Consider the following 24400-nt stretch of genomic DNA (forward strand, 5'->3'; position numbering starts at 1 on the left):
CCGGGCCCGGCCGGGCCTCCGCGGGCTTCGGAACACCGGGAACTCCCGCTGCGGGCAGAGCGGTTGGTGCAGCGGGTGGCAGGCCCGGCACGAGCGGTGAGATCAAGTGGAATTCGGCATTCGGTCCATGCCTCCGGAGGCAGGTTGTTACCGGTCCTCGCGGCCGACTAGGGTCAGCGGGCCTTGGTGTTCGGGAAACCGGTGAGAAACCGGTGCGGCCCTCGCCACTGTGATCGGGAAGTCCGGCTCCACTCCTACGGGAAGCCACTGGGCCCGTGCGGGAGACCGCCCGGCCCCGGGAAGGCGGAGCCCGGGCAACAGCACCCGTGAGCCAGGAGACCGGCCGGGGCGCGTTGTCCATCCACGAGGTGCTGGAGAGGTCTCCCCACTCATGCATATAGCCGAGGGGTTTCTGCCCCCGTTGCACGCGGTCGCCTGGGGCGCCGCGTCCGCTCCCTTTGTCGTACACGGTGTCCGCGCCCTCACCCGCGAGGTGAAGGCCAACCCGGAGAGCACCCTGCTGCTCGGTGCGTCGGGAGCATTCACTTTCGTCCTGTCCGCCCTGAAGATCCCTTCGGTCACGGGCAGTTGTTCCCACCCCACCGGTACCGGGCTCGGGGCCATCCTCTTCCGGCCCCCGATCATGGCGGTGCTCGGCACGATCACCCTGCTCTTCCAGGCGCTGCTGCTGGCGCACGGCGGGCTCACCACCCTCGGCGCCAACGTCTTCTCCATGGCCGTCGCCGGGCCGTGGGCGGGCTACGCGGTCTACCGGCTGCTGCGCAAGTTGGACCTCCCGCTGATGGTGAGCGTCTTCTTCGGCGCCTTCTTCGCCGACCTGGTGACCTACTGCGTGACCTCCTTCCAGCTGGCGCTGGCCTTCCCGGACGCCAGCAGCGGCTTCGTCGGATCGCTGGAGAAGTTCGCCGGCATCTTCGCGGTCACCCAGATCCCGCTCGCGGTCAGCGAGGGCCTGCTGACCGTGCTCGTGATGCGGCTGCTGATGCAGTCCAGCAAGTCGGACCTGATCCGGCTCGGCGTCGCGAAGCTCACCGGATCGAAGACGCAGCAGGAGACGAAGCAGGGAGCAGTGGCCTGATGACCAGGAACGCGAAGATCAACACCCTGCTGCTGCTCCTGGTGGCGGCGCTGGCCGTGCTCCCGCTCGCGCTGGGGCTCGGCGACGGCAAGGAGGAGCCGTTCGCGGGCGCGGACGCGCAGGCGGAGGCGGCGATCACCGAGCTGAAGCCGGACTACGAGCCGTGGTTCTCCCCGCTGTACGAACCCCCGTCCGGCGAGATCGAGTCGGCCCTGTTCGCCCTCCAGGCGGCGATCGGCGCGGGCGTGCTCGCGTACTACTTCGGCGTCCGCAAGGGCCGCCGCCAGGCGGCTGCCGCGGACCGGCCGGGCACGGCCGCCCCGGCGGGCACCGGCCCCGCCCCGGTGGCCGGCTCGGAGCGCTAGGGCGGTGCTGCCGATCGACGTGGCGGCGCACAGCAGCCGCTGGCGTCACCGCCACCCGTTGGAGAAGGCCCTGCTGGGGGTCGGGCTGACGGTCACGGCGGTGTGCCTGCCGCCCTGGCCGGGCGGGCCGCTGGTCGCCGCCGCGACCCTGGCGGTGCTGCTGGGGCCCGCCGGGGTCTCGGGGCGCCAGCTCTGGCGGGCCTTCAGGATCCCGCTCGGCTTCTGCTTCACCGGGGCGCTGCCGCTGCTGGTCTCGGTGGGCGGTCCGGCGGGATTCCTGGCGCTCGCCCCGGACGGGCCGCGGGACGCGGCACAGCTGCTGCTGCGCACCTCGGCGGCCTCGCTCGGGGTGCTGCTGTTCGCCTTCACCACACCCGTGTCCGATGTACTGCCCCGGCTGGTCCGGGCCGGGGTGCCCGCTCCCGTGGTGGACGTGGCCCTGGTCATGTACCGGATCGGCTTCCTGCTGCTGGACTCGATGGCCCAGGTCCGCCGGGCCCAGGCCGCGCGCCTCGGGCAGACCGGCCGGGCCGCGGTGTGGCGTTCGCTGGCCGGGCTGGCCGCGACCTCGTTCGTACGGGCCTTCGACCGCGCGGCGCGGCTCCAAAGCGGTCTCGCCGGGCGCGGCTACGACGGCGCGCTGCGGGTGCTCGTGCCCGAGGCGACGCTGTCCTGGCGGTTCCTGACCTGCTCCGCAACCCTGCTGGCCGGCCTGGTCATCCTGACCCTCGTACTGAAGGAGCTGTATCTGTGACCCGCTTGGTGGAACTGGCCGGTGCGGGCTACGCCTACGAGGACGGCCCGCCCGTGCTGTCCGGCGTGGACTTCGCCATCGAGCAGGGCCGCGCGCTGGTCCTGCTGGGCCGCAACGGCAGCGGCAAGACCACGCTGATGCGGCTGCTGAGCGGGGGCCTGCGCCCGGGCTCGGGCCTGCTGCGGCTCGACGGGGAGACGGTGACGTACGACCGTGCGGGCCTGACCCGGCTGCGGACCGGCGTGCAGCTGGTGGTGCAGGACCCCGACGACCAGCTGTTCGCGGCCTCCGTCGAACAGGACGTGTCCTTCGGCCCGATGAACCTGGGCCTGTCCGCACCGGAAGTCCGCGAGCGGGTCGACGCGGCGCTGGCGGCCCTCGACATCACCGCGCTGCGGGACCGGCCGACGCACCTGCTGTCGTACGGGCAGCGCAAGCGCGCGGCGATCGCGGGAGCGGTGGCGATGGCTCCGCGCGTGCTGATCCTGGACGAGCCGACGGCCGGGCTCGACCCGGACGGGCAGGAGCGGCTGCTGGACGTCCTGGCGGGACTGCGGGCCGACGGCACCACCGTGGTGATGGCCACCCACGACGTGGACCTGGCGGTCCGCTGGGCCGACGACGCCGCGGTGCTCACCCCGTCGGGCATCCGCGTGGGCGCGGCCCTGGACCTCCTGTCGGACCCGGCACTGCTGGCCTCTGCGGGACTGCGCCAGGCCTGGTCCCCGGCGGTCACCGCGTTCCTGCGCGCCCAGGGCCACTTGGACGCGGGCTCCCCCGGCCCCCGCAGTCCGGAGGCGCTGGCCGCCTGGCGCCCGTCCTGACCGGACGGGTCCACCGGGGTGGCACTCCCTAGGATGGGCGCATGTCGCTCCCGCACGCCATCCTCACCGCGCTCCTCGAGAAGCCCTCGTCGGGGCTGGAGCTGACCCGGCGGTTCGACAGGTCGATCGGGTACTTCTGGTCCTCCACGCACCAGCAGATCTACCGCGAGCTGGGGCGGCTGGAGGAGGCCGGGCTGATCCGGGAACTGCCCAGCGAGGCACCCGTGCGCGGACAGAAGAAGGAGTACGAGGTGCTGCCCGACGGCAGCGCCGAGCTCGCCCGCTGGGTCGACGAGAGCCAGGACCCCAAGCCGCTGCGTGACGCGCTGCTGCTGCGGATCCGGGCGGCGGCGGTCGTCGGGCCGCTGCGGCTCGCTCCGGAACTGCGGCGCCATCTGGAGCTGCACCGGGAGCAGTTGGCGAAGTACGAGGCGATCGAGGCGAAGGACTTCCCGCCGGAGCGGGACGCCGTGGAGGACCGGCTGCGCCGTCTCGTCCTGCACGGCGGGATCGCCCTGGAGACCTTCTGGCTGAGCTGGCTGGAGGAGGCGCTCGCCGAGGTCGAGGACATGACGCCGCCGGACGGCCCCGCCACAGCCTGACGCGCCCCCGCCCCGGGCAGATGGGGCGACGGCGCGTGCGAGGGACGGAGCGGTGCCTACTTGTTCAGGGCGGCCCAGAACTCGTCGAAGCTCAGCAGGCCGTCGCCGTTCGCGTCCTTGGAGGCGACCACGGCGTCCGCGACCGAACCGGTGACGTACGCGTCGCCCATCGCCTTCATGGCCGCGCTGTACTCGTCGGCCGTGATGAAGCCGTCACCGTTCACGTCGAACCGGTTGAACGTCGTCCGTGCGCTCTCGATGTCCGCCACTGGGTCCACCCCTTCTTGGTGCTTGTTGACCGGCTCAGGGTAGCGGCCCCCGGGGGGCTCCCCCGCCTCGGGTCCCGTTCGAGCGGCAGATAGAAATTCAATTACCCTTCCGTAATGCGGAAGCGATAATTCCAGCCAACAAATCCAGCCCGGACTTGTCACGCTCCGGGATCACGGCATAACGTACTGACATTGCCGCCACACCAGGAGCGCAGGGCTCCCAGGGACAAGCGGCAATGAGGGCGATCACACAGGTGACGATCACAGTCGACGCATCATTCGAAGTTCTGCCCTTCACCCGCACTTGCCGCCATATCTGGGAAGACGGCGACCATGTGCTCATCGGAGTGAGTCCTGGCAACAGCTACTTCAGTTCCGAGCGCATCACCAGCCTCGCCCAGTGGGCCACGACCCGCTTCGCGCAGGTCGACTTCGTTTACGCAGACCTGCACGTGGACCGGATGTTCGCCGCCTTCGGCTATACCCGGGAACACGCGGAGAAGCGCGCCACGAAGGAGATCAAGGCGGTCCGGCGACGGATACTCAAGGGCGTGGAGGAATCAGGGCCCTCCCACGCCGAGATCCGCGTCAGGGCACTTTCGGAGTTCCAGGAGAACCCCGTATATCAACTACTGCACCGACGCGTGCTGCATTTTCTGGAGACCGACGACGTATTCCGCAAGGGCTGCGAGGAAATGGCCCTTCATTTTGTCGGCTCCAAGTTGCCGGAAGGTGAATCGATCACAGCCGCACAGTTGCAGGTCTGTTTCGATTACATGGCGGCCGAGCTCCCGTTCTTCGTGGACACCCCGAGCATTCTCGACGTGCCGTCCTCGGTGGCGGCCTACCACGTCAAGATGCCGATGACGGACGTCCTCTTCGCGCGCGGTGGGGGACTGCGCGCGACCAGGAACCAGGCGTACGCCGTCGTACGGCCCGAGGCCGCCGAGTCCGTCCGCGAGGTGCCCGGGGACGGCGTGCCCGAAGGCCGGGCACCGCACCACAGCGTGAACCACGTACCGACCGAAAGGACCGTCGATGAGCGTCGAGCAGCTTGAGGGACAGGGGACGCAGGAGCAGCCGCTCCTCGACTTCCCGCTCTCACGGCGCGGTGACGTGCTTCCCGAGGAGTGCGGCTGGCTGCGCGAGAAGGCCCCGGTCGCCAAGGTCCGGACCCTGACCGGGGACCCGGCCTGGCTGGTGAGCAGTTACGCACTGGCCAAGCAGGTGCTGGAGGACGAGCGGTTCAGCCTCAAGGACACGGCGAACGCCGGGGTCCCCCGCCAGTACGCGCTGACGATCCCGCCCGAGGTCGTCAACAACATGGGCAACATCAACAGCGCCGGCCTGCGCAACGCGGTGATGAAGGCGCTCAACCCGCGCCAGAAGGGCCTCCAGGACTGGCTGCGCGCCAAGGCCGGGGAGCTCGTCGACCAGATCGTGGCCGAGGGCGGCCCGGCCGACCTCCGGGCGGGGTTCGCCGACCCCTTCTCGGCGGCGCTGCACTGTCAGGTGCTCGGGGTGCCCTTCGAGGACTGGCGCCGGCTGATGTCGGGGCTGGACGTGGCCTTCATGACCGCGCGCGAACCCTTCGCCGACTCGGCGCTCAACTGGTACAAGGACGTGGGCTACTTCTCCGACCAGCTCCGCGCCCAGCTCGCACTGCCTGCCGAGGAGCGTACGGGGCTCCTCGGCAAGTTCGCGGACCTCAAGGAGGCCGACCCGGAGTCGGCGCACCTGACCGACGACATGTTCGCCACCGTGGCCGTCTCGCTCTTCGGCGCGGGCGCGGTCTCCACCTCGGCCTTCCTGGTCCTGGCGGTGCTCGCCCTGCTCCAGAAGCCGGAGCTGATCGGGTACCTGCGCGAGCACCCGGAACGCATGGGCGCGGCCGTGGACGAGCTGCTGCGCTGGAACCTGTCGGTCGGCGACGGCCTGCCGCGCATCGCCCTGGCGGACGTCCAGGTCGGTGACGTGCTGGTCAAGGAGGGCGAGCTGGTCCTCGTACTGCTGGAGGGGGCCAACTTCGACCCGGAGGCGTTCGAGCGTCCGGACGAACTGGACCTGGGGCGCGAGAGCAAGAACGCCAACCTCGCCTTCGGCGCCGGCCGGCACTTCTGCCCGGCGTCCGCGCTGGGCCGTGCGCACGCCGAGATCGCCCTGGAGGTGCTGGTCGACCGGCTGCCGGAGCTGCGGCTCGCGGTGCCCGCGGAGAACCTCGTCTGGCGCACCGGCTTCATCAAGCGGCTTCCGGAGCGGCTTCCCGTGGCCTGGTAGCGAGGCGGCGGACGGGCGCATGCCGGTGTCCCGGGAGCTGTGCGAGCTCCCGGGGCACCGCTGCGTCCGGCGGCAGTACTAGCGGAAGATGCCGGTGTGGCCGAGGGAGTAGCGGCCGGGCTGCGGGTACACGGCGAGGCCGTGCGGACCGCCGCCGACCGGGATGCGGGCCAGCTGCTTGCCGGTCACGGTGTCGATCGCGTAGACCTCGGCGTTGTAACGGCCGGACAGCCACAGCACCTTGCCGTCCGCGGAGACGCCGCCCATGTCCGGGCTGCCGCCGTCCGGCAGCTCCCACTTCTTGGTGAGCTTGCTCTGCGTGAAGTCGAAGACGGAGATGCTGCCCTCGCCCCGGTTGGAGACGTACATCTCCTTGGAGTCCCGGCTGACGTACAGACCGTGGCAGCCCTTTCCGGTGGGGAGCAGCTTGGGCGTCTCGAAGGTGTCTCCGCTGAGGACCCACATGCCGTGCGCCATCATGTCGGCGATGTAGAAGGTCTTTCCGTCGGGCGAGACCTTGACGTCCTGCGGCATGGCGCCCTCGAAGGGCAGTTTCTGCTGCCCGACGACCTCCATCCGCTCGGTGTCGACCTTGAGCAGTTCGCCCGAGAACTCGCAGCTCACGATGAAGTACCGGCCGTCGGCGGAGAAATCGGCATGGTTGACGCCGAAGCAGGTCACGGGGACGGTCTTGACCCGGTCCATGGTGTGCGGATCGCGGAAGACCAGCTCCTTGTCCAACGAGGCCATGACGATGGCGTACTTGCCGTTGGGCGTGAAGTACAGGTTGTACGGGTCGTGCACCTCGACGGGCTGGCCGGCCTCGCCGGTGGCCGGGTTGATGGGGGTGAGGGTGTGGCCGCGGTTGTTGTTGACCCACAGCGTCTTCATGTCCCAGGAGGGGACCACGTGCTGGGGCTGGACGCCGACCGGGATGGTGTCGATGACCTTGTACGTCGCCGGGTCGATGACGGACACCGTGTTGGAGTCGGTGTTCGGCACGTAGACGCGGGACGGGAAGTCCTTGACCACCGGCGAGAGCTGGTTGGGCCGGTCCGCCGCGTACACGTCCTTCGGATCGAGGAGCGGTGGCATTCCGGGCAGGCCGGGCGGGGCGGCCGGGACGGCCTTGACGGGCTTGGCCGGGCCCTTGGTGCCGAGTGCCTCGGCGGGTCCCTTTTCGGCTGATCCGCAGCCGGCCAGGGCGGCGAGGACCAGACCGGCGAGCAGCACGGTGGCCTTCCGGGGAAGGCGGACGGTCGTCATGGGGTCAGCAGCTCCGTGGTGGTCACCGCGCGCAGTTCGCGGCGCGCGAGTTCTTCGAGGAGGGGCGGCATCGCGTCGACCGTGTCCGCGTAGCCGAAGTGCAGGCTCACCACCGATCCGCTGCGGATCGTCCCGATGACGGTGCGGATCACGGCCGCGGCACCGGGCGAGGTGAAGTCGAGGGAGTCCACGTCGTACGAGAGGACGTGCGGGTAGCCCGCCCGCTGGGCCAGCTTCTGGACGAGCGGGGTCGCGTACTGGGTCTGGGAGGGCCGGAACCAGGTGCCGATGGAGCCGGTGAGGCGCCTCAGCCGCTGGGCGCAGCCGGTGATCTCGGCGTAGGCCTCCGCCTCCGGCATGGAGTTGACGGCGAGGTGGCGCTGGGTGTGGTTGCCCAGTTCGTGGCCGCCGTCGAGGATGCGGCGGGCCAGCTCCGGGTGGGCGTCGAGCCAGCTGCCGATCGCCAGTACGGTGACCCGCGCGCCCGCGCGCTCGGCCTCGGCCAGGACCGACCGGGCCGTGGCGGGGTCCCCGTTGCCGTGGAAGGTCAGGGCGACCCTGGGCCGGTCGCGCGGGCCGTGGCCGATCTCCACGGGCTGCCCGGCGAACCGGCGCGGCGCGGCGGCGGGGGCGGGCCTGTCCGGGGCGGCCCGGGCCGGGGTGGAGCCTGCGGGGGACGGCGTGGCGGTACGGCCACCCGTGCCGCAGGCGGCGGTGAGGGCACCGGCGGCGACCACCGCTCCGGCGCGCAGGGCCGTACGGCGGTCTGGGTAACAGAGCACCTGCCCATTTAAGGGGTGGATGCCGCTAAAGGTAATGATTGACCCAATTCGAGACTCCGCCAGAAGTCCCTCGCCCGGCGGTGCGCCCGCTATGCGATCAACGAATTACACAGAGCGGTTGATAGTTATTCACTGATTGCGAGGTGAGTGGCCCACCTCACCTAAGATTTAGGTGGAAACTCTTAGGATATGCACACTTATGTCCGTGTTGGGACTTTTGGCGTTTGGGCTCGCGTCTGCCATAGTCGGATTCACGACTTCCCATTGACCCGAGCGAAGTCGCCCATGCCGAGGATCACACCCCCACCGATCCTCGGCACACCCATGAAACCCCCGGACCGCCCCACCACGGCGCCAGGGGGTTTCTGGCGTTCAGCGGTCGGCGACGCGCATCTCGAACCAGGTGATCTTGCCGCGCGGCAGCAGGTCCGCGCCCCAGCGGTCGGAGAGCTTGTCCACGAGGAAGAGGCCCCGGCCGGTGGTGTCGAGCTCGTGGACCGGCATCAGACAGGGCAGCCCGCGCGAGGGGTCGCGCACCTCGATGCGGATCCAGCCGCGGCGGCGCAGCATCCGTAGACCGAAGGAGCGGGCCCCGGTGTGCCGGACCGCGTTGCCGACGAGCTCGGAGACCAGCAGGACGGCGTGTTCGGCGATCTGCGGCGAGAGGCCCCACAACCGGACCACCACGCACTGGGTGAGGCGGCGGGCCGTGCCGGCCGACTCGGGCTCGGACGGCAGGGTCACTTCCGCCTCGGCCGGGTTCCCGTACAACTCCAGTGCCCTGAGGCCTTGTTCATCCTCAAGAGCCGCCGTCAGCCGCACGGCCGAAGCGCTGCTGCGCTGCCGCGGCTGTTCCACACCCTCCAGGCCCGCCATGCACCCATCATGGACGGCCGACCTGCCCGTCCGGGCCGTTCCGCAGGAAAACACCCCTCGGATTCAACTACTCCGAGGGGGTGTCTTGTCATATGCATGAGGCAAGCGGAGGCCCCTGATACCCGGGGTGACCTGCGGTGACACATCGCACCGCGGCGATCACCGTGAGTGGATCACCATCTCCCCTTAAGGCTGGCTTAAGGCCTGGCTAATCCACCCACAGGGAGGACCACCCCGTCAGCGGCCCCGCGCTCACACGGCTGCGCTCATACGGCTGTGCTCATACGGCTGTGCTCATACGGCTGCGCTCATACGAACTTGGCCTTGCCCGGGCCCTCTTCGACGAAGCTGCGCATGCCGCGCTCGCGGTCCTCGGTGGCGAACAGGCCCGCGAACCAGTTGCGTTCGATCGTCAGCCCGGTGTCGATGTCGGTCTCCAGGCCCGCGTCCACGCACTCCTTGGCGGCGCGCAGGGCGATGGCCGGCCCCTTGGCGAGCTTCGCGGCCCAGGCGTGGGCCTGCTCGTACACCTCCGCGGCCGGCACCACCCGGTCGACCAGGCCCAGGGTCAGCGCCTCGTCGGCCTTGACCATGCGCCCGGTGAAGATGAGGTCCTTGGCCCTGGACGGGCCGACCAGCCGGGACAGGCGCTGCGTGCCGCCCGCACCCGGGATCAGGCCCAGCAGGATCTCGGGCTGGCCGAGCTTCGCGTTGTCGGCCGCGATCCGGAAGTCGGCGCACAGCGCCAGCTCGCAACCGCCGCCCAGGGCGTAGCCGGTGACGGCCGCGACGACGGGCTTGGGGATCCGGGCCACCGCGGTGAAGGCGTCCTGCAGGGCGCGGGACCGCGCGACCATCGCCGCGTGGTCCATGGTCTGCATTTCCTTGATGTCCGCCCCGGCCGCGAACACCTTCTCGCCGCCGTAGATGACGACCGCGCGGACGTCGGACCGGTCGGTGGCCTCCACCGCGAGCTCGCGCAGCCGGTCCTGGGTGGCGATGTCCAGGGCGTTCATGGGCGGCCGGTCCAGGCGGAGGGTGCCGACGCCTTCGGAGACTTCGAGAGAGAGGGTCATACGGGCCAGGTTAGTGCCGGTTAACGTGGAGCGGCCCGGTGCTGTGTGTCACAGCACCGGGCCGCACGTACTGCGCGGATCAGCGGACTACTTGATCCACTCCGACCACTCCATGTTCCAGCCGTTGAGGCCGTTCTCCGGGGCGATCTGCTTGTCCTTGGAGTTCTTCACGATGACCACGTCGCCGATCAGCGACTCGTTGAAGAACCAGGCGGCGGGCTGGTTCCCGTCGCCGCCGCCGCGGGCGTCGCGCAGGCCGACGCAGCCGTGGCTGACGTTCTCGGAGCCGAACGTGCTGGACGCGGCCCAGTAGTTGCCGTGGACGAAGGTGCCGGAGTTCGACAGCCGCATCGCGTGCGGGACGTCGGGGATGTCGTACTCGCCGCCGAAGCCGACGGTGGCGCCGTTCATCCGGGTCACCTTGTACTTCTCGCTGATGACCATCTGCCCGTTGTAGGTGGTCGTCGACGGGGCGCCCGCGGTGATCGGGACGTTCTTGAGCACCTGCCCGTCACGGACGACCTGCATCTGCTTGGTGCCTGCGTCCACGGTGGAGACCTGCGAGCGGCCGATGGTGAAGGTGACCGTACGGGTCTGCTTGCCGTAGACGCCGGGTCGGCCTTCGACCCCGTCGAGGGCGATCTTCACGGTGACCTTGGTGCCCGCGGCCCAGTAGTTCTCCGGGCGGAAGTCGAGGCGGTCGTTGCCGAACCAGTGGCCCTCGACGGGGACGGAGGGCTCGGCGGTCACGGTGATGGCCTTCTCCACGGCCTCCGGGTTGGTGATCCCGCGGGTGAAGTTGATCGACACCGGCATGCCCACGCCGACGGTGGCGCCGTCCTCCGGGGTGTAGTGGCCGACGAAGGTGTTGGTCGGGGTCAGCGTCGTGAAGGTGGTGTCCTTGGCGGACTCCCGGCCCGCCTCGTCCTTGGCGACCGCGTGCACCTTGTACTCGGTGGCGGAGGCCAGGTGCCGCGCGGGCTCCCAGCTCGCGCCGTCGTCGGCGACCTTGCCCTCGACCTGGTTGCCCTTGGTGTCGGCGACCGTCACCGTGGTGAGCTTGCCGCCCGTGCTGGATATCTTCAGGACGCCGCTGGTCGCGACCTCCTTGGCCCCGTCGTCGGGCTTGACGGTCACCACCGCCGTCGATGCCTCGGTACCCGTCTTGCCGCCGCCCCCGGCATCGTCGCCACCGCTCCCACTCTTGCCGCCTCCGCCGCCGCTGCAAGCTGTGGTGAACAGCAGAGCCGCCCCCAGCAGGAGGGCCGGCAGGCCGGTGCGGGCGCGGCCGCGTATCGGCTGCAGGTTCACTCGTGTTCTCCCCATGTCCCCCGCGCGCGGACAGTCGCGCGCTTGTCGACAGGTAACCACATGGGGAGAACACGAAAAGGCACGGTCTTGTCACCGTTCCGTCCCAAGTGCCGGGGCAGGACGGGAGGGTCGGGAAGGTCAGTCGTCGGTGCCGGGCTTGGTCCCCCACACGAAGACGGCGTCGCCCTCGGTGAGCAGGTTCCACAGGCGTTCGGCGTCCGGGACGGACAGGTTCACGCAGCCTGCCGAACCGCCGTGCGCGTAGAGGTCCCCGGGGCGCCCGTGCAGGGCCTGGCCGCCGTCGAAGAACTGGGCGTAGGGCATGGGGGCGTCGTCGTACAGCGTGGACTTGTGGTCGATGCTGCGCCAGTACACCTCGTGCCAGCCGGGGCGGGTCTCCTGGTCGTCCCGGCCGGTCCGGACCGGCACGGGCGGGAAGACGATGCGCCGGCCGGCCTGCACCCAGAGCAGTTGCCGCTCCATGTCCACACAGGTCACCCGGTAGCTGCGGACGGGGCAGCCGCCGGCGGCGTTGGGCTCGGCGCGGGCGGCCACGGCGACCATCGTGCGGTAGGTGGCCAGGCCCGGGTACCCGTCGGCCGGTTCGATGCCGTGGGCCTTCTGGAAGACCCGGACGGCTGCGCAGTCGGCCGGGCTCTGCACGCCGTCGGCGGTGCGGCCCAGATGGGCCTCCAGCTCCCGCTGGTAGGGGCCGGTGCCCGCGGTGCAGGGCTCCTCGGGGGCGCGGGCCCCCGGCGCGGCGGCCGCGGGAGCCGGGAGCGCCAGGCACAGGACCGCCGCCAGGACCGTCAGCGCGCCCGGCGCGCGCAGTGCGCGGCGGGGCCCGCGTGCGGAGCCCGCGCCGGTCGTGACCCACTCTTCGCGTGCCGCCATACGGACCTCCTCGGGCCCGCCGGCCGGACCGCCTCGGCCAGCCCACCACGACCGGGCCCGGGGCCGCCCGCGCGGGTGCGCCGGTGGGGTGAGGGGCTCACTCCACCGGCGCACGCGGGACCGGGCGACGACACCGCGCCCGGGCGGGGCCGGGGCGGGGCCGGCCGGCGTCAGGCCCGGGGGCCGTTGCCGTCCTTACCGCCCTTGCCGTCCTTACCGCCCTTGCCGTCCTTACCGCCCTTGCCCTTGCCGTGGTCGTCGCGCCGGTTCTCCAGCGTCACCACGAGCCGCCCGTCCGGGGTGTTCCCGTCCAGCCGCAGCGGCCCGGTGACCCGCTCGCGCGGCAGCACGTACCCCTCGGGGACCGCGGTCTCGACGAGGTAGTACTGGCCCTCCTCCAGGCCGGTGAACGTGCAGCCGCCGGCCCCGTCGGTGGCGCAGCCCGGCTTGGCCAGCACGTCGGCGTTGATGCCTCGGGTCTGGAGACCGGCGGTGCCGTTGGTCTCCTTCCACACCTCGAACACGGCGCCCCGCAGCGGGCGGCCGGTCTTGGCGTCCTTCTTCAGGAGGTGGATCGAGCCCTCGTACTCCGGCGGCTCCGCCGCGTTGGGGACGTTCACCACCACTCCGGTCTGCTCGTCCTCGGTGTCGACGTCGAAGGGCGTGACCGGGTTCGCGGGCAGTTCGTAGCCGTCCGGGGCGGCGGTCTCCCGCCAGTAGTACGAGCCTCCGGCGGGCAGCTGCACCGTGCAGGTGCCCTGCGCGCCGGTCACGCAGCTCCCGTCCAGCCTGGTGTCCGGACGGCCGCCGTCGGTCTGGAGGCCGGTGAGGCCGTTGGTCTCGCGCCACAGCTCGAAGCGGGCGCCCGGCAGCAGTGCGCCGCCCGCCGCGGCGGTCTTGCGCAGGGTCACCTCGACCGTGACCGGGTTCGGGGTCCTGGTGTTGACCGCCTCCGTCCGTACGCCGACCGGGGCGTTCTCCCGGGTCAGCGTGACCGGGAAGACCGGGTTCTGCGGCAGCTGGTAGCCGTCGGGGGCCACGGTCTCGCGCCAGTAGTAGAGGTCGGGTTCGAGTCCGTCCTGCGCGCAGAGGCCGTTCTCGTCGGTGGTGCACCCGGTCACCGGGGTGTCCGCGCCCGGACCGGTGACCTGGAGCCCTTCGGTGCCGTTGGTCTCGCGCCACAGCTCGAAGCGGGCGCCGGGCAGTACGCCGCCCGCCTCGTTGCGCTTGAGGACGGAGACTTCACCGGTCACCGGCTGCGGGTCGGGGCCGCAGTCGGGGAGGTCGCCGTTGAAGGGGTAGGCGTGGAACTCCTGGCCGCCGCCCACGCCCGGCTCGCTGGTGTGGGTGACGGAGCCGGTGGTGAAGAAGCGTCCGTTGATGCCGGGGAGCCGGACGTTGGTCTCGGAGGTCTGCTGCCCCATCAGGAAGCTGCCCTGGAACTGGCCGGTGCCGTTCAGGTTGACCGTGGTGGCGTCCGGGAAGTTCCACAGCAGCCGGTCGCGGTAGGCGTTGAGGGGATCGCTGTCCTCGATGCCGCCGCTGTAGGTGTTGATGGTCCGGGTGTTGCCGAGGACGTTGACGAGGATGGTGGCGCCCGCCGGGATCTCCTGGAAGACGACGCCCTGCTGTCCCCCGCGGGCGCCGACCAGGTCCGCGTCCACGTTGAAGACCTGGAGGCGTGAGCTGCCGTCGCCCCGGAGGGTGGTCTGGTAGCCCTGGTTGGTCACCGTGCCGGTGGCCGGACGGAGCTGCCCGCCGACCCTGGCGTAGCACTGGCTGGCGGCGCTGAGCCGGTCGCGCAGTCCCGCGTAGGGCAGGGCGGCGGCGGGGTCCGGCCGCAGGGTGCCGCTCACCACGCCCGTGACGGTGCCCGCGTGGCGGACGACGCCGCCGTCGGCGAGCAGGCGCTCGCCGGTGGCGACGGTGATGTCTCCGCCCGTGGTGAGGAAGTCCGCTCCGGCGGGCGGTGGCACCAGCGAGCCGGCGCCGACGATGCCGACGTTGTAGCGGCTGTCGGCTCCGGTCGCCTTGTCCTGGTCGAAGTCGCCGAGGACGACGAGCCGGCCCTCGGCCTCCGAAGCCCGCTCGCGGACCCGGAAGTCACCGCCGACGAAGATGTTGATGCCGTTGTCCCGGCCCCTGAACACGGTGCCGGTGCCGATGGGCGGATACGGATCGGGGCAGTCCCGCGGAGCCGCGGCCACGCAGGGACCGAGCCCGCCCGGCAGCGGAGCCCGCAGGACCTCGGCGGGCCGGTCGGCCCCCGCCCCGGCCGCGGGGGCCCCGGAAGCCATGGGGGCCCCGGCGGCCAGCACGGCTCCGATCGCTAGCCCGAGGGTCCAGTTCCTTGCTGACATGACGCTCCGTCCGTTACCCGCTCCGATGTGCCCTGACAGGCTGGAGCGGGTCCCGGCGGGCGGTCCGGCAGGACACTCGGCGCTACGGCATTCCGATCACACGAATCACCCTTCCGGGGGGTGACGGGGCGGGTGACCGGGCCGGATACCTGGGCAGCGGACGGGCCGGTGCTCAGGTGAGGGCGGAGCCCGCCGCCCAGTCCGTCCAGGACATGTTCCAGCCGCCCAGGCCGTTGTTCGGGGCCACCGTCTTGTCCTGCGAGTTGACGACCTCCACCACGTCGCCGACGAGCGTCCGGTCGAAGAACCAGCCGGCCGGGGTGTCCGAGCCGCCGCCCTTGTCGTCGCGCAGGCCGACGCAGCCGTGGCTCACGTTGGTGGTGCCGAAGGTGTCGGGGCTGGCCCAGTAGTTCCCGTGCAGGAAGGTCCCGGAGCTGGTGAGCCGCATGGCGTGCGGGACGTCGGGGATGTCGTACTCGCCGCCGAACCCGACGGTCTGGCCGTTCATCCGGGTCACGTCGAAGAGCTCCATGACCACCATCTTGCCGTTGTACGTGGTCGTCTTCGGGGCGCCCGCGGTGATCGGGACGGTCGACAGCAGCTCCCCGTCCCGGCGGACCTCCATCGTGTGCGCGGCGGCGTCCACCGTGGAGACCTGGGACCGGCCCACGGTGAAGGTGACGGTCTTGTCCTGGATGCCGTACGAGCCGGGCGCGCCCTCGACGTCCCGCAGGTTCAGCCGCACCGTGACCACGGTGCCCGGCTTCCAGTACTGCTTGGGCCTGAAGTCGAGCCGCTCGTCGCCGAACCAGTGGCCGACCACCTCCACGGGCGGGACGGAGGTGACGGTGATGGCCCGCTCCACCTCCGCGCGGCGCTCGATGGAGCGGTTGAAGCCGAAGGAGACGATCATGCCGGTGCCCACGGTGGAGCGGTGCTCGGGCTTGAAGTAGCCGATGAACCGTTCCTCGGGCACGTAGGTGGTGAAGGTGGTGTGCCGGGCCTGGCGGCGGTTGTGGCCGTCGAGGGCGACCGCGTCCACGGTGTACTTGGCCGCGAGGGCGAGCCGGCCCGCCGCGGGGTCGGGGCTCCAGCTGAGCCCGTCCGCGGCGATGGCACCGGGGACCTGTTCCTCCTGGGCGTCCTCCACCTTGGTCACCACGACCCGCTCCAGCCGCCCTTCGGGGACGCTGACCGTGAGGCGCCCGTCGGCCGGGACCCCCTTGGCGTTGTCGTCGGGGCTGACCCGGATGGCCTCCTCCGGCGAGCGCGGTTTTCCGGGCAGCTGGATCTCGACCGGGGACCGGCCGTCCTGGGTGCATCCGGCCAGGCCGCCCAGGAGGGCCGCCCATGCCGCCACGGCGGCCAAGCCCGCCCCTGCCCGCCTCGTCAGAAGAATCACGAAGCGTCCAACGACCGCGCCCCTCCGGGGGAAACGTGAGGGCGGCGTACGTTCCGGGCAGAACACTCGGGGCAGAACAGTGGGAAGGACCACACGGGGGCAGGCCCGGGCCGGGACGCCGGGGCCGCACTCCCCTCCCCCTGCCGGTACCCAGGAGCCGTGGAGGCGGGCAGTGTCGAGCGCAGCCGAACAAGAGGCGGTGGAAGCCGTCAGCAACGCCGGGGACGCCCTGGACACGGTCCGGGGCGGCCTCGCCGTGCCCGTACCCCAGAGCGCACCGCCCGGCGGACATCCCGACGGCCAGCCGAACGGCCTGGTCGGAGGGCAGGTGTTACGGGTGTCGGGACGCCCGCGGCCACCGGTGTGGCCCGGCTCCGCGCATCCGCTGGGAGCCCGTTTCCACACCGGACCGGACGGCACGCCCGGCACCAACTTCGCTCTGTGGGCCCAGGGCGCGGAGTCGGTCGAGGTCTGCCTGTTCGACGCGGACGGGGCCGAGACCCGCTGCACCCTGACCGAGCTCACGCACGAGATCTGGCACGGTTTCGTGCCGGGCGTGCGCCCCGGTCAGCGGTACGGATTCCGGGTCCACGGCCGCTGGGACCCCTGGACGGGCGCCCGGTTCAATCCGGCGAAGCTGCTCCTGGACCCGTACGCGAGGGCGGTGGACGGCGAGTTCGCCCTGCCGCCGGAGGTGTACGGGCACGTCCGGGACTGGCCCCAGCAGTACATCGCGGACACCGTGCGCGACGACCGGGACTCGGCGCCGCACGTCCCCAAGGGGGTCGTGGTCCACGACGACGACGACTGGGCGGACGACGTCCGGCCGAAGACGCCCTGGGCCGATTCGGTGATCTACGAGCTGCACGTGCGCGGCTTCACGATGCGCCATCCCGGCATCCCGCCGGAGCTGCGCGGCACCTACGCGGGCCTCGCCCATCCGGCGGCGGTCGAGCACCTGGTGAAGCTGGGCGTGACGGCGGTCGAGCTGCTGCCGGTGCACCAGTTCGCCCACGAGGACCACCTGCTGCGGCGCGGGCTGCGCAACTACTGGGGCTACAACTCGGTCGGCTACTTCGCCCCGCACGCCGCCTACTCCGCCTCCGGTACGGCCGGGCAGCAGGTCGGCGAGTTCAAGCGGATGGTCAAGGAACTGCACGCGGCCGGGATCGAGGTCATCCTCGACGTGGTCTACAACCACACGGCCGAGTCGGGCGAGCTGGGGCCGACGCTGTCGCTGCGCGGGATCGACAACCGGGGCTACTACCGGCTCCAGTCCGACCAGCGCCGGTACTCCGACTACACGGGCTGCGGGAACACCCTGCACGCCGGGCGCCCGCACGTGCTGCGGCTGATCACGGACTCCCTTAGGTACTGGGTCACGGAGATGGGGGTGGACGGCTTCCGCTTCGACCTGGCGGCGGCGCTGGCCCGTTCCATGCACGACGTGGACATGCTGTCGCCCTTTCTGGCGGTCATCGCCCAGGACCCGGTGCTGCGGCGGGTCAAGCTCATCGCCGAGCCGTGGGACGTGGGCTCGGGCGGCTACCAGGTGGGGGCGTTCCCGCCGCTGTGGACGGAGTGGAACGACCGCTACCGCGACGCCGTACGGGACTTCTGGCGGGGCGCGCTGCCCGACGTACGGGACCTCGGATACCGGCTGTCGGGGTCGAGCGACCTCTACGCCTGGGGCGGGCGGCGCCCGTACGCCTCGGTGAACTTCGTGACCGCGCACGACGGTTTCACCCTGCGCGACCTGGTGTCCTACGAGCGCAAGCACAACGAGGCGAACGGGGAGGCGGGCCGGGACGGCACGAACGACAACCGGTCCTGGAACTGCGGGGTGGAGGGGGAGCCCCCGGAGGGCACCGACCCCCGGGTCGCGGCGCTGCGGCGGCGCCAGCTGCGCAACCTGCTGACCACGCTCCTGCTGTCGACGGGGGTGCCGATGCTGGTGGCGGGCGACGAGTTCGGGCGCACCCAGGGCGGCAACAACAACGCCTACTGCCAGGACAACGAGACGGGCTGGGTGGACTGGTCGCTGCTGGAGGACCCGGTCTGGGCCGAGCTGTTCGCGCTGACGGCCCGGCTGGTGAAGCTGCGCCACGAGCATCCCGTGCTGCGCAGGCGGGCCTTCTTCTCGGGCCGGGCGCAGGGTGCGGACGGCCTGCGGGACCTGGCCTGGTTCACGCCCGCGGGGGCGGAGATGACCGAGCGGGACTGGTACGCACCGACGGCCGCGCTGGGCCTGTACCTGTCGGGGCGCGACATCCCGGGCCGTGACGAGCGGGGGCGGCAGGTGACGGACGACAGCTTCCTGGCGCTGCTGCACGCCGGAGACCGTCCGGCGGAGTGGGTCCTGCCGGGGGCGCCGTGGGCCGCACGGTACGAGCTGGTCCTGGACACCTCCCGGGAGGACCAGGCCGCCGCACCGGGGAGCGTGCACCGGGGCGGGGAGGGCCTGACGGTCCCGGCCCGGTCGGTGCTGCTGCTGCGGGTGGTGAGCTGAGGGGGGCGGCCCCGGTCCTCGCCGCCGGCCGCTCCCTGCCGCGTTCCGCTCCGTACCGCTGATTCCGGACGTAGGGGATCATCCGGAGCGGAACGCGGGCTCCGCCCTGCGATGATGTGCGCGTCGTACGCGCGTGCACACGGACACGCGTTCCATCGAGGGGTCCAGGGGTACGCATGGCGAGTGTCGGGACCGCGCTGCGGGAGCTGCGCGGGGCGCAGAAGTCGGCGAAGGGGGTGTCGCTCTATTCGCGGTTCGTCAACCGGCCCGCGGGGCGGTATCTGGCCGCCGCGTCGTACGCCGTGGGGCTCACCCCGAACCAGGTGACGCTGGTCAGCGCCGCCTTCAGCTTCGCCGCGGTGGCCGCGGTGGCCCTGGCCGCGCCCTCCTGGGGCCTGGGGCTGGCGGTGTGGGCGGCACTGGCCGTCGGCTTCGCCTTCGACTCGGCCGACGGGCAGCTGGCCCGGTTGCGCGGGGGCGGCAGCGCCGCGGGCGAATGGCTCGACCACGTCGTGGACTGCGCCAAGCTCACCGCGCTGCACACCTGCGTGCTGATCGCCTTCTACCGTTTCCCCGACGCCTACGGAACGGGTTCCGACGGCTGGCTGCTGGTACCGCTGGCCTTCCAGTTCGCGTCGGTCGTCACCTTCTTCGGAGGGCTGCTGACCGAGAAGCTGAAGCCGAAGCCCGCGCCGGGGAGCCCTGCCGCCGCGCCGTCGACCGTGCGCGCGGTGGCGCTGCTGCCCGTGGACTACGGGGTGTTCTGCCTGGTGTTCCTGCTGCTGGGCGGCGGGGAGCTGTTCCGCTGGGCGTACGCGGGCCTGGGCGTGGTCGCCGCGCTGTTCCTGCTGGCCTTCCTCGCCAAGTGGTTCCGGGAGCTCAGCGCCGTTCCGCGGTGAGCGCCTCGGCCGCCGTGAGGGGTTCGGCGAGCGCGTCCAGGGCCCGGCGCAGCTGGGTGCTGGACGTGTGGACGGTGTAGGGGAAGTAGACGACGTCGACGCCGACGGCGGCGAAGTCCTTCTCCAGCTTGTCGCCCTTGGGGGTGCCGCGCCAGTCGTCGCCCTTGAAGATGACGTCGAAGCGGACCTGCTTCCAGGTCTCCACCTTGTCCGGCACGGTTTCGACGAAGGCGGCGTCGACGTACTTGACGCTGCGGACGATCTCCAGCCGTTCGACGAGCGGGATCATCGGGCGCCGGCCCTTGGCGTGCTCGGCCATCTCGTCGGAGACCACTCCGGCGACCAGGTAGTCGCACTGACTCCGGGCGTGCCGAAGGATATTGAGATGTCCTATATGGAACAGATCGTACGCACCTGGTGCGTAGCCCACTCGGTACGGTCTGCGCGTGGGCGCGCCCAGTTCGGACATGTCGTGCTCCGTCATCTGTTACCCCCCAGAAGCCACACCCCCCGGTGTGGCGGATTAGCAGACAATAGCGTGCACGTTCCGCACCACGCGGGTGAACGAATAGGGTGACGTGCGCATCATCCAGGGGAGAAGGGGACCTTCAGTGTCCAGATCCGGTCACCGGCGCCTGCTGCTGGTTTCCACCAATTACGCTCCCGAGCACGCGGGGATTGGGCCGTACGCCACCCAGATCGCGGAGCACTGGGCGGATCTCGGCCACGAGACCCATGTCCTCGCGGGCATGCCGCACTACCCGGCCTGGTCCCTCGAACCGGAGTACAAGGGGGCGCTCAGGCGCACGGAACAGCGCGCGGGGGTCACTGTGCACCGGCGTGCGCACACCGTGCCGCCGCGCCAGACCGCCGTGAAGCGGGCCCTGTTCGAAGGATCGGTTCTGCTGCACGGCGCCGTGGCCCCGCCCCGGATGCCGAAGCCGGACGCAGTCATGGCCCAGATGCCCAGCCTGGCCGGCGGCGTGCTCGCCGCCCGGCTCGCGGCGCGGTGGAAGGTCCCGTACGTCCCGGTCGTCCAGGACCTGATGGGCGCCGCGGCCGCACAGAGCGGGATCAGCGGCGGTGACAAGGCGGCCGCGGTCGCCGGACGCGCCGAGGCCTACGCCCTGAAGCGGGCCACCCTCGTCGGCGTCATCCACGAGACCTTCGTGGACCGGGTCGTCGGCATGGGCGTGGACCCGGAGCGGATCCGCCTCGTCCCGAACTGGTCGCACGTCGCGGAGCCCACCAAGCCGCGCGGCGAGACCCGCCGGCACCTCGGCTGGGCCCCGGGCCAGACGGTCGTCCTGCACTCCGGGAACATGGGCCTCAAGCAGGGGCTGGAGGTCCTCGTCGGCGCCGCCCGGCTGGATCCCAGTGTCCGCTTCGTCCTCATGGGGGACGGCAGCCAGCGCGCGGCCCTCGCCGACCTCGCGGCCGACGTACCGAATCTGGACATCATCCCCCCTGCCGCCGACGGAGAGTTCCCGGATATCCTCGCGGCAGCGGACGTGCTCGCGGTCACGCAGCACGCAGCGGTGATGGACATGAGCGTGCCGTCGAAGCTCACCTCCTACTTCCGGGCCGGCCGGCCCGTCGTCGCCTCCGTGGCGGCGCAGGGCGGTACCGCCCAGGAAGTGGAACGCTCGGGCGCGGGGGTACTCGTACCGCCGGAGGACCCGGGTGCCCTGCTGAAGGCCGTACGGGCCCTGGCCGAGGACCCGGCGGGCGCGGACGCGCTGGGAGCGGCCGGACCACGCCACGTGGCGGCCCACCTGAGCCGCGAGGCGGGCCTGGCCAGGATCGACGCACTGATGGACGAAGCACTTGGGGGGCCCAGGCCGTGATCGAGACGAACCGCCCTGCAGCGGCCCCGGCGGAGGACGAACCCGACCTCCTCCGGGATCAGTTCCGGCAGCTCCTGCGCTACCGCCGGCTCATCGGCGCGGGCATCGGCATAGGCCTGCTGGGCGGCGTCTACCTCGGCATATCCACCGCCGACACCTACGTCGCGACCGCTGACATCGTGCTGCGGGCGCCCACCGACGACCCGTTCAACCCGAGCCTCGCCCCCGACAAGGCGATCAACATCGGCTCGGAGCGCCAGGTCGCGCTCAGCTCCTCCATCGCCAACGAGGCCGCCAAGAAGCTCGGCGTCTCCGCGACCGGCTTCGCGGCCCTGCGCAGCGGGCTCCAGGTGACCAACCCGCCGCAGACGATGGTGCTCCGCTTCACCTACACCGCCGCCTCCCCCAAGGAGGCCGCCAAGCGCGCCAACGCGATGACCGAGGCCTACCTGCTCAAGCGGCAGGAAGCCCTCGACCTGACCCGCGACCAGATGGTCAAGGGCTACACCGACCAGCGCGACCCGGTGGCCAAGCAGCTCGACGACTTCGTCAAGCAGATCGCCACGATGCCCGCGGGCACCGCGCGCGACGCGGCGTACGTCACCAAGACCGACCTGCAGAGCAAGGTCAACACCCTCAACAACAACATCGCCAAGCTCCAGGCCCTGGACATGACCCCGGGCCGGGTCACCAGCGCGGCGACCGCCCCGCACGGGCCCGACGGCCCCGGCATCCCCATGTCGCTCGCGCTCGGCGCGGCCGTGGGCCTGGCGCTCGGCCTGCTGGCCGCCTGGGTCCGGCTCGTCTTCGACCCGGCGCCGCGTTCCGAGGGCGACGTGGCGCGGGCCCTGCGCGCACCCGTCCTGGGCTACCTGCCGCGGGACAAGACCGGCGGCGGGCCGCTGCTCGCGGCCGGTGAGGCCGATCCCCGGCTCGCCGAGGAGTACCGCTCGGTGGCCTTCCGGCTGGCCTACGACGCCCGCTTCGCCGACCGGCGCCGCCTGCTCGTCGTCGCTCCGCGCGGCAGCAGCGAGACCGCGGCCGCGGTCGCCGTGAACCTCGCCGCGTCCTTCGCCGAGACCGGCAAGGACGTGCTCCTCATCGAGGCCGACCTGCGCACCCCGGTCCTGGCCAGCCAGCTGCCGACCGACGCGGGCGGCCGCCCCCGCTGGAGCCAGATGCCCGGCGGCCCGGCCGCGGGCGGACGCACCCCCCAGCACGGGGACTCCGACTGGCCCGACGGACGCCAGCTCGTCGTGGACGCCGGCGAGTCCGGCGCCTTCGACCTGATCCCCGGCGAGCGCGTGCGCAACGTCGCCCGCGCCCTGACCTCGCCGCGCGCCACCCGGCTGGTCTCCGAGGCCGACTCCCCCAACTCCACCGTCGTCGTGCTCGCGCCGCCCGTGCTCTCGTACGCCGACGCGCTCGCCCTCGTCGACCGCGTCGACGGCGTGCTCGTCGTCTGCGACCCGCGCGCCGTCCACCGCACCGACCTGTCCCGGATCCGCGAGCTGATCAGCGGCGCGGGCGGCACCGTGCTCGGCGCCGTCCTGCACACCCCGCTCCCCGGCGAGAAGCGCGGCCTCATGGGCCGCGGCAAGGACGGCCAGAGCGAGTCCCGGGCGGCCGAATCCGCCGCTCCGGAGCGCTCGGCGCCGCAGCCGATCCCCTACGAGGTGGCCGAGCCGGAGCAGCACATCCCCGGTGACGGCACCGACACCGTCGCACTGCGCACCGTCCGCACGGGCCGCAGATGAGCCGACGCGGCCTCGCCGCGGTCGCCTCGGTCCTGGACCAGGCCGCATCCAGCGCCACCAACATCCTGGTGCTGGTGCTCGCCGCCCGGCTTTCCTCGGCGTCCGGCTTCGCCGACTTCTCGATGGTCTACGTGGCCTTCAGCGTGCTCCTCGGGCTGAACATGGCCTACGTCGGCCAGAGCCTCGTCCTGGAGAAGGGCGAGCAGCTGGCCACGGCGTGCCGGTCCGCGACCGCGTTCACCGCGGCCGCCTCGGCCTGCGCCGGGGCGGCGCTGGCCCTGACCGGCCTGCTGCTCCCCGGGGCCACCGGGCGGGCCTTCCTCGCGCTGGGCCTCGTCCTGCCCCTGGTCCTGCTCCAGGACGGGCTGCGGTACTGCTTCTCGGCGCTGCGCACCCCCGAGCGGGCGCTGGCCGCCGACGCGCTGCGGCTGGTGTGCGTGGTCGCCGCGCTGGCCGTGCAGCCCGAAGGGGCCTCGGCGGGGCGGCTGGTGCTGGTGTGGGGCCTGTCCGCGCTGCCCGCGCTGGCGCTGGGGCTGTGGCTGCTGCGGCCGTACGTGCGCGGGGCCCGGGTCCGGCTGCGGCCGTACCTGGAACGCGGGCACCTCGGGCAGCGGTTCGTGGTCGAGTTCGCCGTCGGCAACGGCTCCAGTCAGCTCGCCGTGCTGGGCCTCGGCGTGTTCGCCGCGCCGCTGGCCGTCGGCGCGCTGCGGGGTGCGACCACCCTCTTCGGGCCGCTGAACGTCCTGTTCAACTCGGCCAACGCCTTCGGGCCCCCCGTGCTCTCCAGGCTCGGCGGCAAGCGGGCCACCGTCCGGGCGACCCTGCTGCTGGGGCTGCTGCTGGGCGGGCTCGGCGCGGGCTGGGCCACGGCCCTGTACCTGCTGCCCGACCGGCTCGGGCGCGAACTCCTCGGCGACACCTGGGCGGCGGCCTCCGCGCTGCTGCCCGCGACGGGCGCCCAGTACGCGGTGATGGGCCTGGGCACCTGCGCCCTGCTGACCCTGCGGGTGCTCGCCCCGAAGGCCACGCTCTCGCTCCAGGTCGTCTTCTCGCTGCTCTCGGTGGCGCTGCTGCTCGGCGGGTACGCCGTGTGGGGCGTGACGGGCGCGGCGTGGGGCCTGGCGGCCGGCTCGGCGCTCAAGGCCGCGGCCGCGTGGTGGCGGGTGGCCCGCCTGCGCACCCCCGCGGCCCCCCGCACCGAAGCCCCCCACCCGGCTCCGGCTCCCTGACC

The 24400-nt window shown here is 71.9% G+C and carries 22 protein-coding genes and 1 riboswitch; of the genes, 12 read left to right on the top strand and 10 right to left on the bottom strand.

Annotated features, from left to right (window positions below):
- Nucleotides 1–167 precede the first annotated feature (167 nt).
- Nucleotides 168–362, top strand: a riboswitch (cobalamin riboswitch).
- A 29-nt stretch (nt 363–391) separates the two neighbouring features.
- Genes IO30_RS0136355 through IO30_RS0136375 form a run of 5 tightly spaced genes read left to right on the top strand, consistent with a single transcriptional unit; the run spans nt 392 to nt 3644 of the window.
- Entirely contained in the window at nt 392–1099 is a 708-nt protein-coding gene (locus IO30_RS0136355) for an energy-coupling factor ABC transporter permease (RefSeq protein ID WP_031150366.1), read from the top strand.
- Nucleotides 1099–1464, top strand: coding sequence for an energy-coupling factor ABC transporter substrate-binding protein (locus tag IO30_RS0136360; RefSeq protein WP_037896205.1), 366 nt, complete (start codon nt 1099–1101; stop codon nt 1462–1464). Before IO30_RS0136355 ends, IO30_RS0136360 begins: the two co-directional genes overlap by 1 nt.
- Before the next feature lie 4 nt (nt 1465–1468).
- Nucleotides 1469–2218, top strand: a complete 750-nt coding sequence (cbiQ, locus tag IO30_RS0136365; RefSeq protein ID WP_031150369.1) for a cobalt ECF transporter T component CbiQ — start codon at nt 1469–1471, stop codon at nt 2216–2218.
- Entirely contained in the window at nt 2215–3042 is an 828-nt protein-coding gene (locus tag IO30_RS0136370; protein ID WP_031150371.1) for an energy-coupling factor ABC transporter ATP-binding protein, read from the top strand. The genes cbiQ and IO30_RS0136370 overlap by 4 nt, the downstream gene beginning before the upstream one ends.
- A 41-nt stretch (nt 3043–3083) precedes the next feature.
- Nucleotides 3084–3644 (top strand): PadR family transcriptional regulator, encoded by a 561-nt coding sequence (locus IO30_RS0136375; protein WP_031150373.1) that lies wholly within the window; start codon nt 3084–3086, stop codon nt 3642–3644.
- A 56-nt stretch (nt 3645–3700) separates the two neighbouring features.
- On the opposite strand, the gene IO30_RS0136380 is transcribed toward IO30_RS0136375, so the two are convergent.
- Entirely contained in the window at nt 3701–3913 is a 213-nt protein-coding gene (locus IO30_RS0136380) for an EF-hand domain-containing protein (protein ID WP_031150374.1), read from the bottom strand.
- A 254-nt stretch (nt 3914–4167) separates the two neighbouring features.
- Between IO30_RS0136380 and IO30_RS0136385 the strand changes: the two genes are divergently transcribed.
- Nucleotides 4168–4971 carry a tRNA-dependent cyclodipeptide synthase gene (locus IO30_RS0136385; RefSeq protein WP_234321639.1) on the top strand — a complete coding sequence of 268 codons (804 nt, stop codon included), beginning with the start codon at nt 4168–4170 and terminating at the stop codon, nt 4969–4971.
- Nucleotides 4952–6190: a cytochrome P450 gene (locus IO30_RS0136390; protein WP_031150378.1), complete on the top strand. Its 1239-nt coding sequence runs from the start codon at nt 4952–4954 to the stop codon at nt 6188–6190. The genes IO30_RS0136385 and IO30_RS0136390 overlap by 20 nt, the downstream gene beginning before the upstream one ends.
- Nucleotides 6191–6268: 78 nt before the next feature.
- Here IO30_RS0136390 and IO30_RS0136395 read toward each other — a convergent pair whose 3' ends face one another.
- The 8 genes from IO30_RS0136395 to IO30_RS0136435 form a co-directional block, all read right to left on the bottom strand.
- Nucleotides 6269–7456, bottom strand: a complete 1188-nt coding sequence (locus tag IO30_RS0136395; RefSeq protein ID WP_031150380.1) for a YncE family protein — start codon at nt 7454–7456, stop codon at nt 6269–6271.
- Entirely contained in the window at nt 7453–8238 is a 786-nt protein-coding gene (locus tag IO30_RS0136400) for a polysaccharide deacetylase family protein (protein WP_031150382.1), read from the bottom strand. Before IO30_RS0136400 ends, IO30_RS0136395 begins: the two co-directional genes overlap by 4 nt.
- A gap of 372 nt (nt 8239–8610) precedes the next feature.
- The gene (locus IO30_RS0136405) at nt 8611–9114 is read right to left on the bottom strand and encodes an ATP-binding protein (protein WP_031150384.1); all 504 of its coding nucleotides are present in this window, start codon (nt 9112–9114) and stop codon (nt 8611–8613) included.
- Between the two features lie 308 nt (nt 9115–9422).
- Nucleotides 9423–10190: an enoyl-CoA hydratase/isomerase family protein gene (locus tag IO30_RS0136410; protein WP_031150386.1), complete on the bottom strand. Its 768-nt coding sequence runs from the start codon at nt 10188–10190 to the stop codon at nt 9423–9425.
- An 87-nt stretch (nt 10191–10277) separates the two neighbouring features.
- Nucleotides 10278–11516 carry a L,D-transpeptidase gene (locus IO30_RS0136415; RefSeq protein ID WP_051859101.1) on the bottom strand — a complete coding sequence of 413 codons (1239 nt, stop codon included), beginning with the start codon at nt 11514–11516 and terminating at the stop codon, nt 10278–10280.
- A gap of 123 nt (nt 11517–11639) precedes the next feature.
- Nucleotides 11640–12395, bottom strand: a complete 756-nt coding sequence (locus tag IO30_RS0136420; RefSeq protein ID WP_078903876.1) for a L,D-transpeptidase family protein — start codon at nt 12393–12395, stop codon at nt 11640–11642.
- 170 nt (nt 12396–12565) lie between these two features.
- The gene (locus tag IO30_RS46540; RefSeq protein WP_202205096.1) at nt 12566–14755 is read right to left on the bottom strand and encodes a choice-of-anchor A family protein; all 2190 of its coding nucleotides are present in this window, start codon (nt 14753–14755) and stop codon (nt 12566–12568) included.
- A 172-nt stretch (nt 14756–14927) separates the two neighbouring features.
- Entirely contained in the window at nt 14928–16124 is a 1197-nt protein-coding gene (locus IO30_RS0136435; protein ID WP_308443095.1) for a L,D-transpeptidase, read from the bottom strand.
- A gap of 205 nt (nt 16125–16329) precedes the next feature.
- Between IO30_RS0136435 and glgX the strand changes: the two genes are divergently transcribed.
- Together glgX and IO30_RS0136445 are read left to right on the top strand one after the other, a co-directional pair.
- Nucleotides 16330–18666 (top strand): glycogen debranching protein GlgX, encoded by a 2337-nt coding sequence (gene glgX / locus IO30_RS0136440; RefSeq protein WP_031150396.1) that lies wholly within the window; start codon nt 16330–16332, stop codon nt 18664–18666.
- A gap of 176 nt (nt 18667–18842) precedes the next feature.
- Complete coding sequence (locus IO30_RS0136445) at nt 18843–19565, top strand: CDP-alcohol phosphatidyltransferase family protein (RefSeq protein ID WP_031150397.1); 723 nt, start codon at nt 18843–18845, stop codon at nt 19563–19565.
- On the opposite strand, the gene IO30_RS0136450 is transcribed toward IO30_RS0136445, so the two are convergent.
- Nucleotides 19546–20034 carry an FAD synthase family protein gene (locus IO30_RS0136450; protein ID WP_031150399.1) on the bottom strand — a complete coding sequence of 163 codons (489 nt, stop codon included), beginning with the start codon at nt 20032–20034 and terminating at the stop codon, nt 19546–19548. The two genes, IO30_RS0136445 and IO30_RS0136450, sit on opposite strands and share 20 nt — an antisense overlap.
- A 172-nt stretch (nt 20035–20206) precedes the next feature.
- Between IO30_RS0136450 and IO30_RS0136455 the strand changes: the two genes are divergently transcribed.
- Genes IO30_RS0136455 through IO30_RS0136465 form a run of 3 tightly spaced genes read left to right on the top strand, consistent with a single transcriptional unit; the run spans nt 20207 to nt 24398 of the window.
- Complete coding sequence (locus tag IO30_RS0136455; RefSeq protein WP_051902819.1) at nt 20207–21412, top strand: glycosyltransferase family 4 protein; 1206 nt, start codon at nt 20207–20209, stop codon at nt 21410–21412.
- Entirely contained in the window at nt 21409–23169 is a 1761-nt protein-coding gene (locus tag IO30_RS0136460; RefSeq protein WP_051902814.1) for a lipopolysaccharide biosynthesis protein, read from the top strand. Before IO30_RS0136455 ends, IO30_RS0136460 begins: the two co-directional genes overlap by 4 nt.
- A complete protein-coding gene (locus IO30_RS0136465; RefSeq protein ID WP_031150406.1) occupies nt 23166–24398 on the top strand; it encodes an MATE family efflux transporter in 1233 nt (410 codons plus the stop codon). Before IO30_RS0136460 ends, IO30_RS0136465 begins: the two co-directional genes overlap by 4 nt.
- The last annotated feature ends 2 nt before the right edge of the window (nt 24399–24400 follow it).

Source organism: Streptomyces xanthophaeus (assembly GCF_000725805.1).
In the GTDB taxonomy this organism is placed as follows: domain Bacteria; phylum Actinomycetota; class Actinomycetes; order Streptomycetales; family Streptomycetaceae; genus Streptomyces; species Streptomyces xanthophaeus.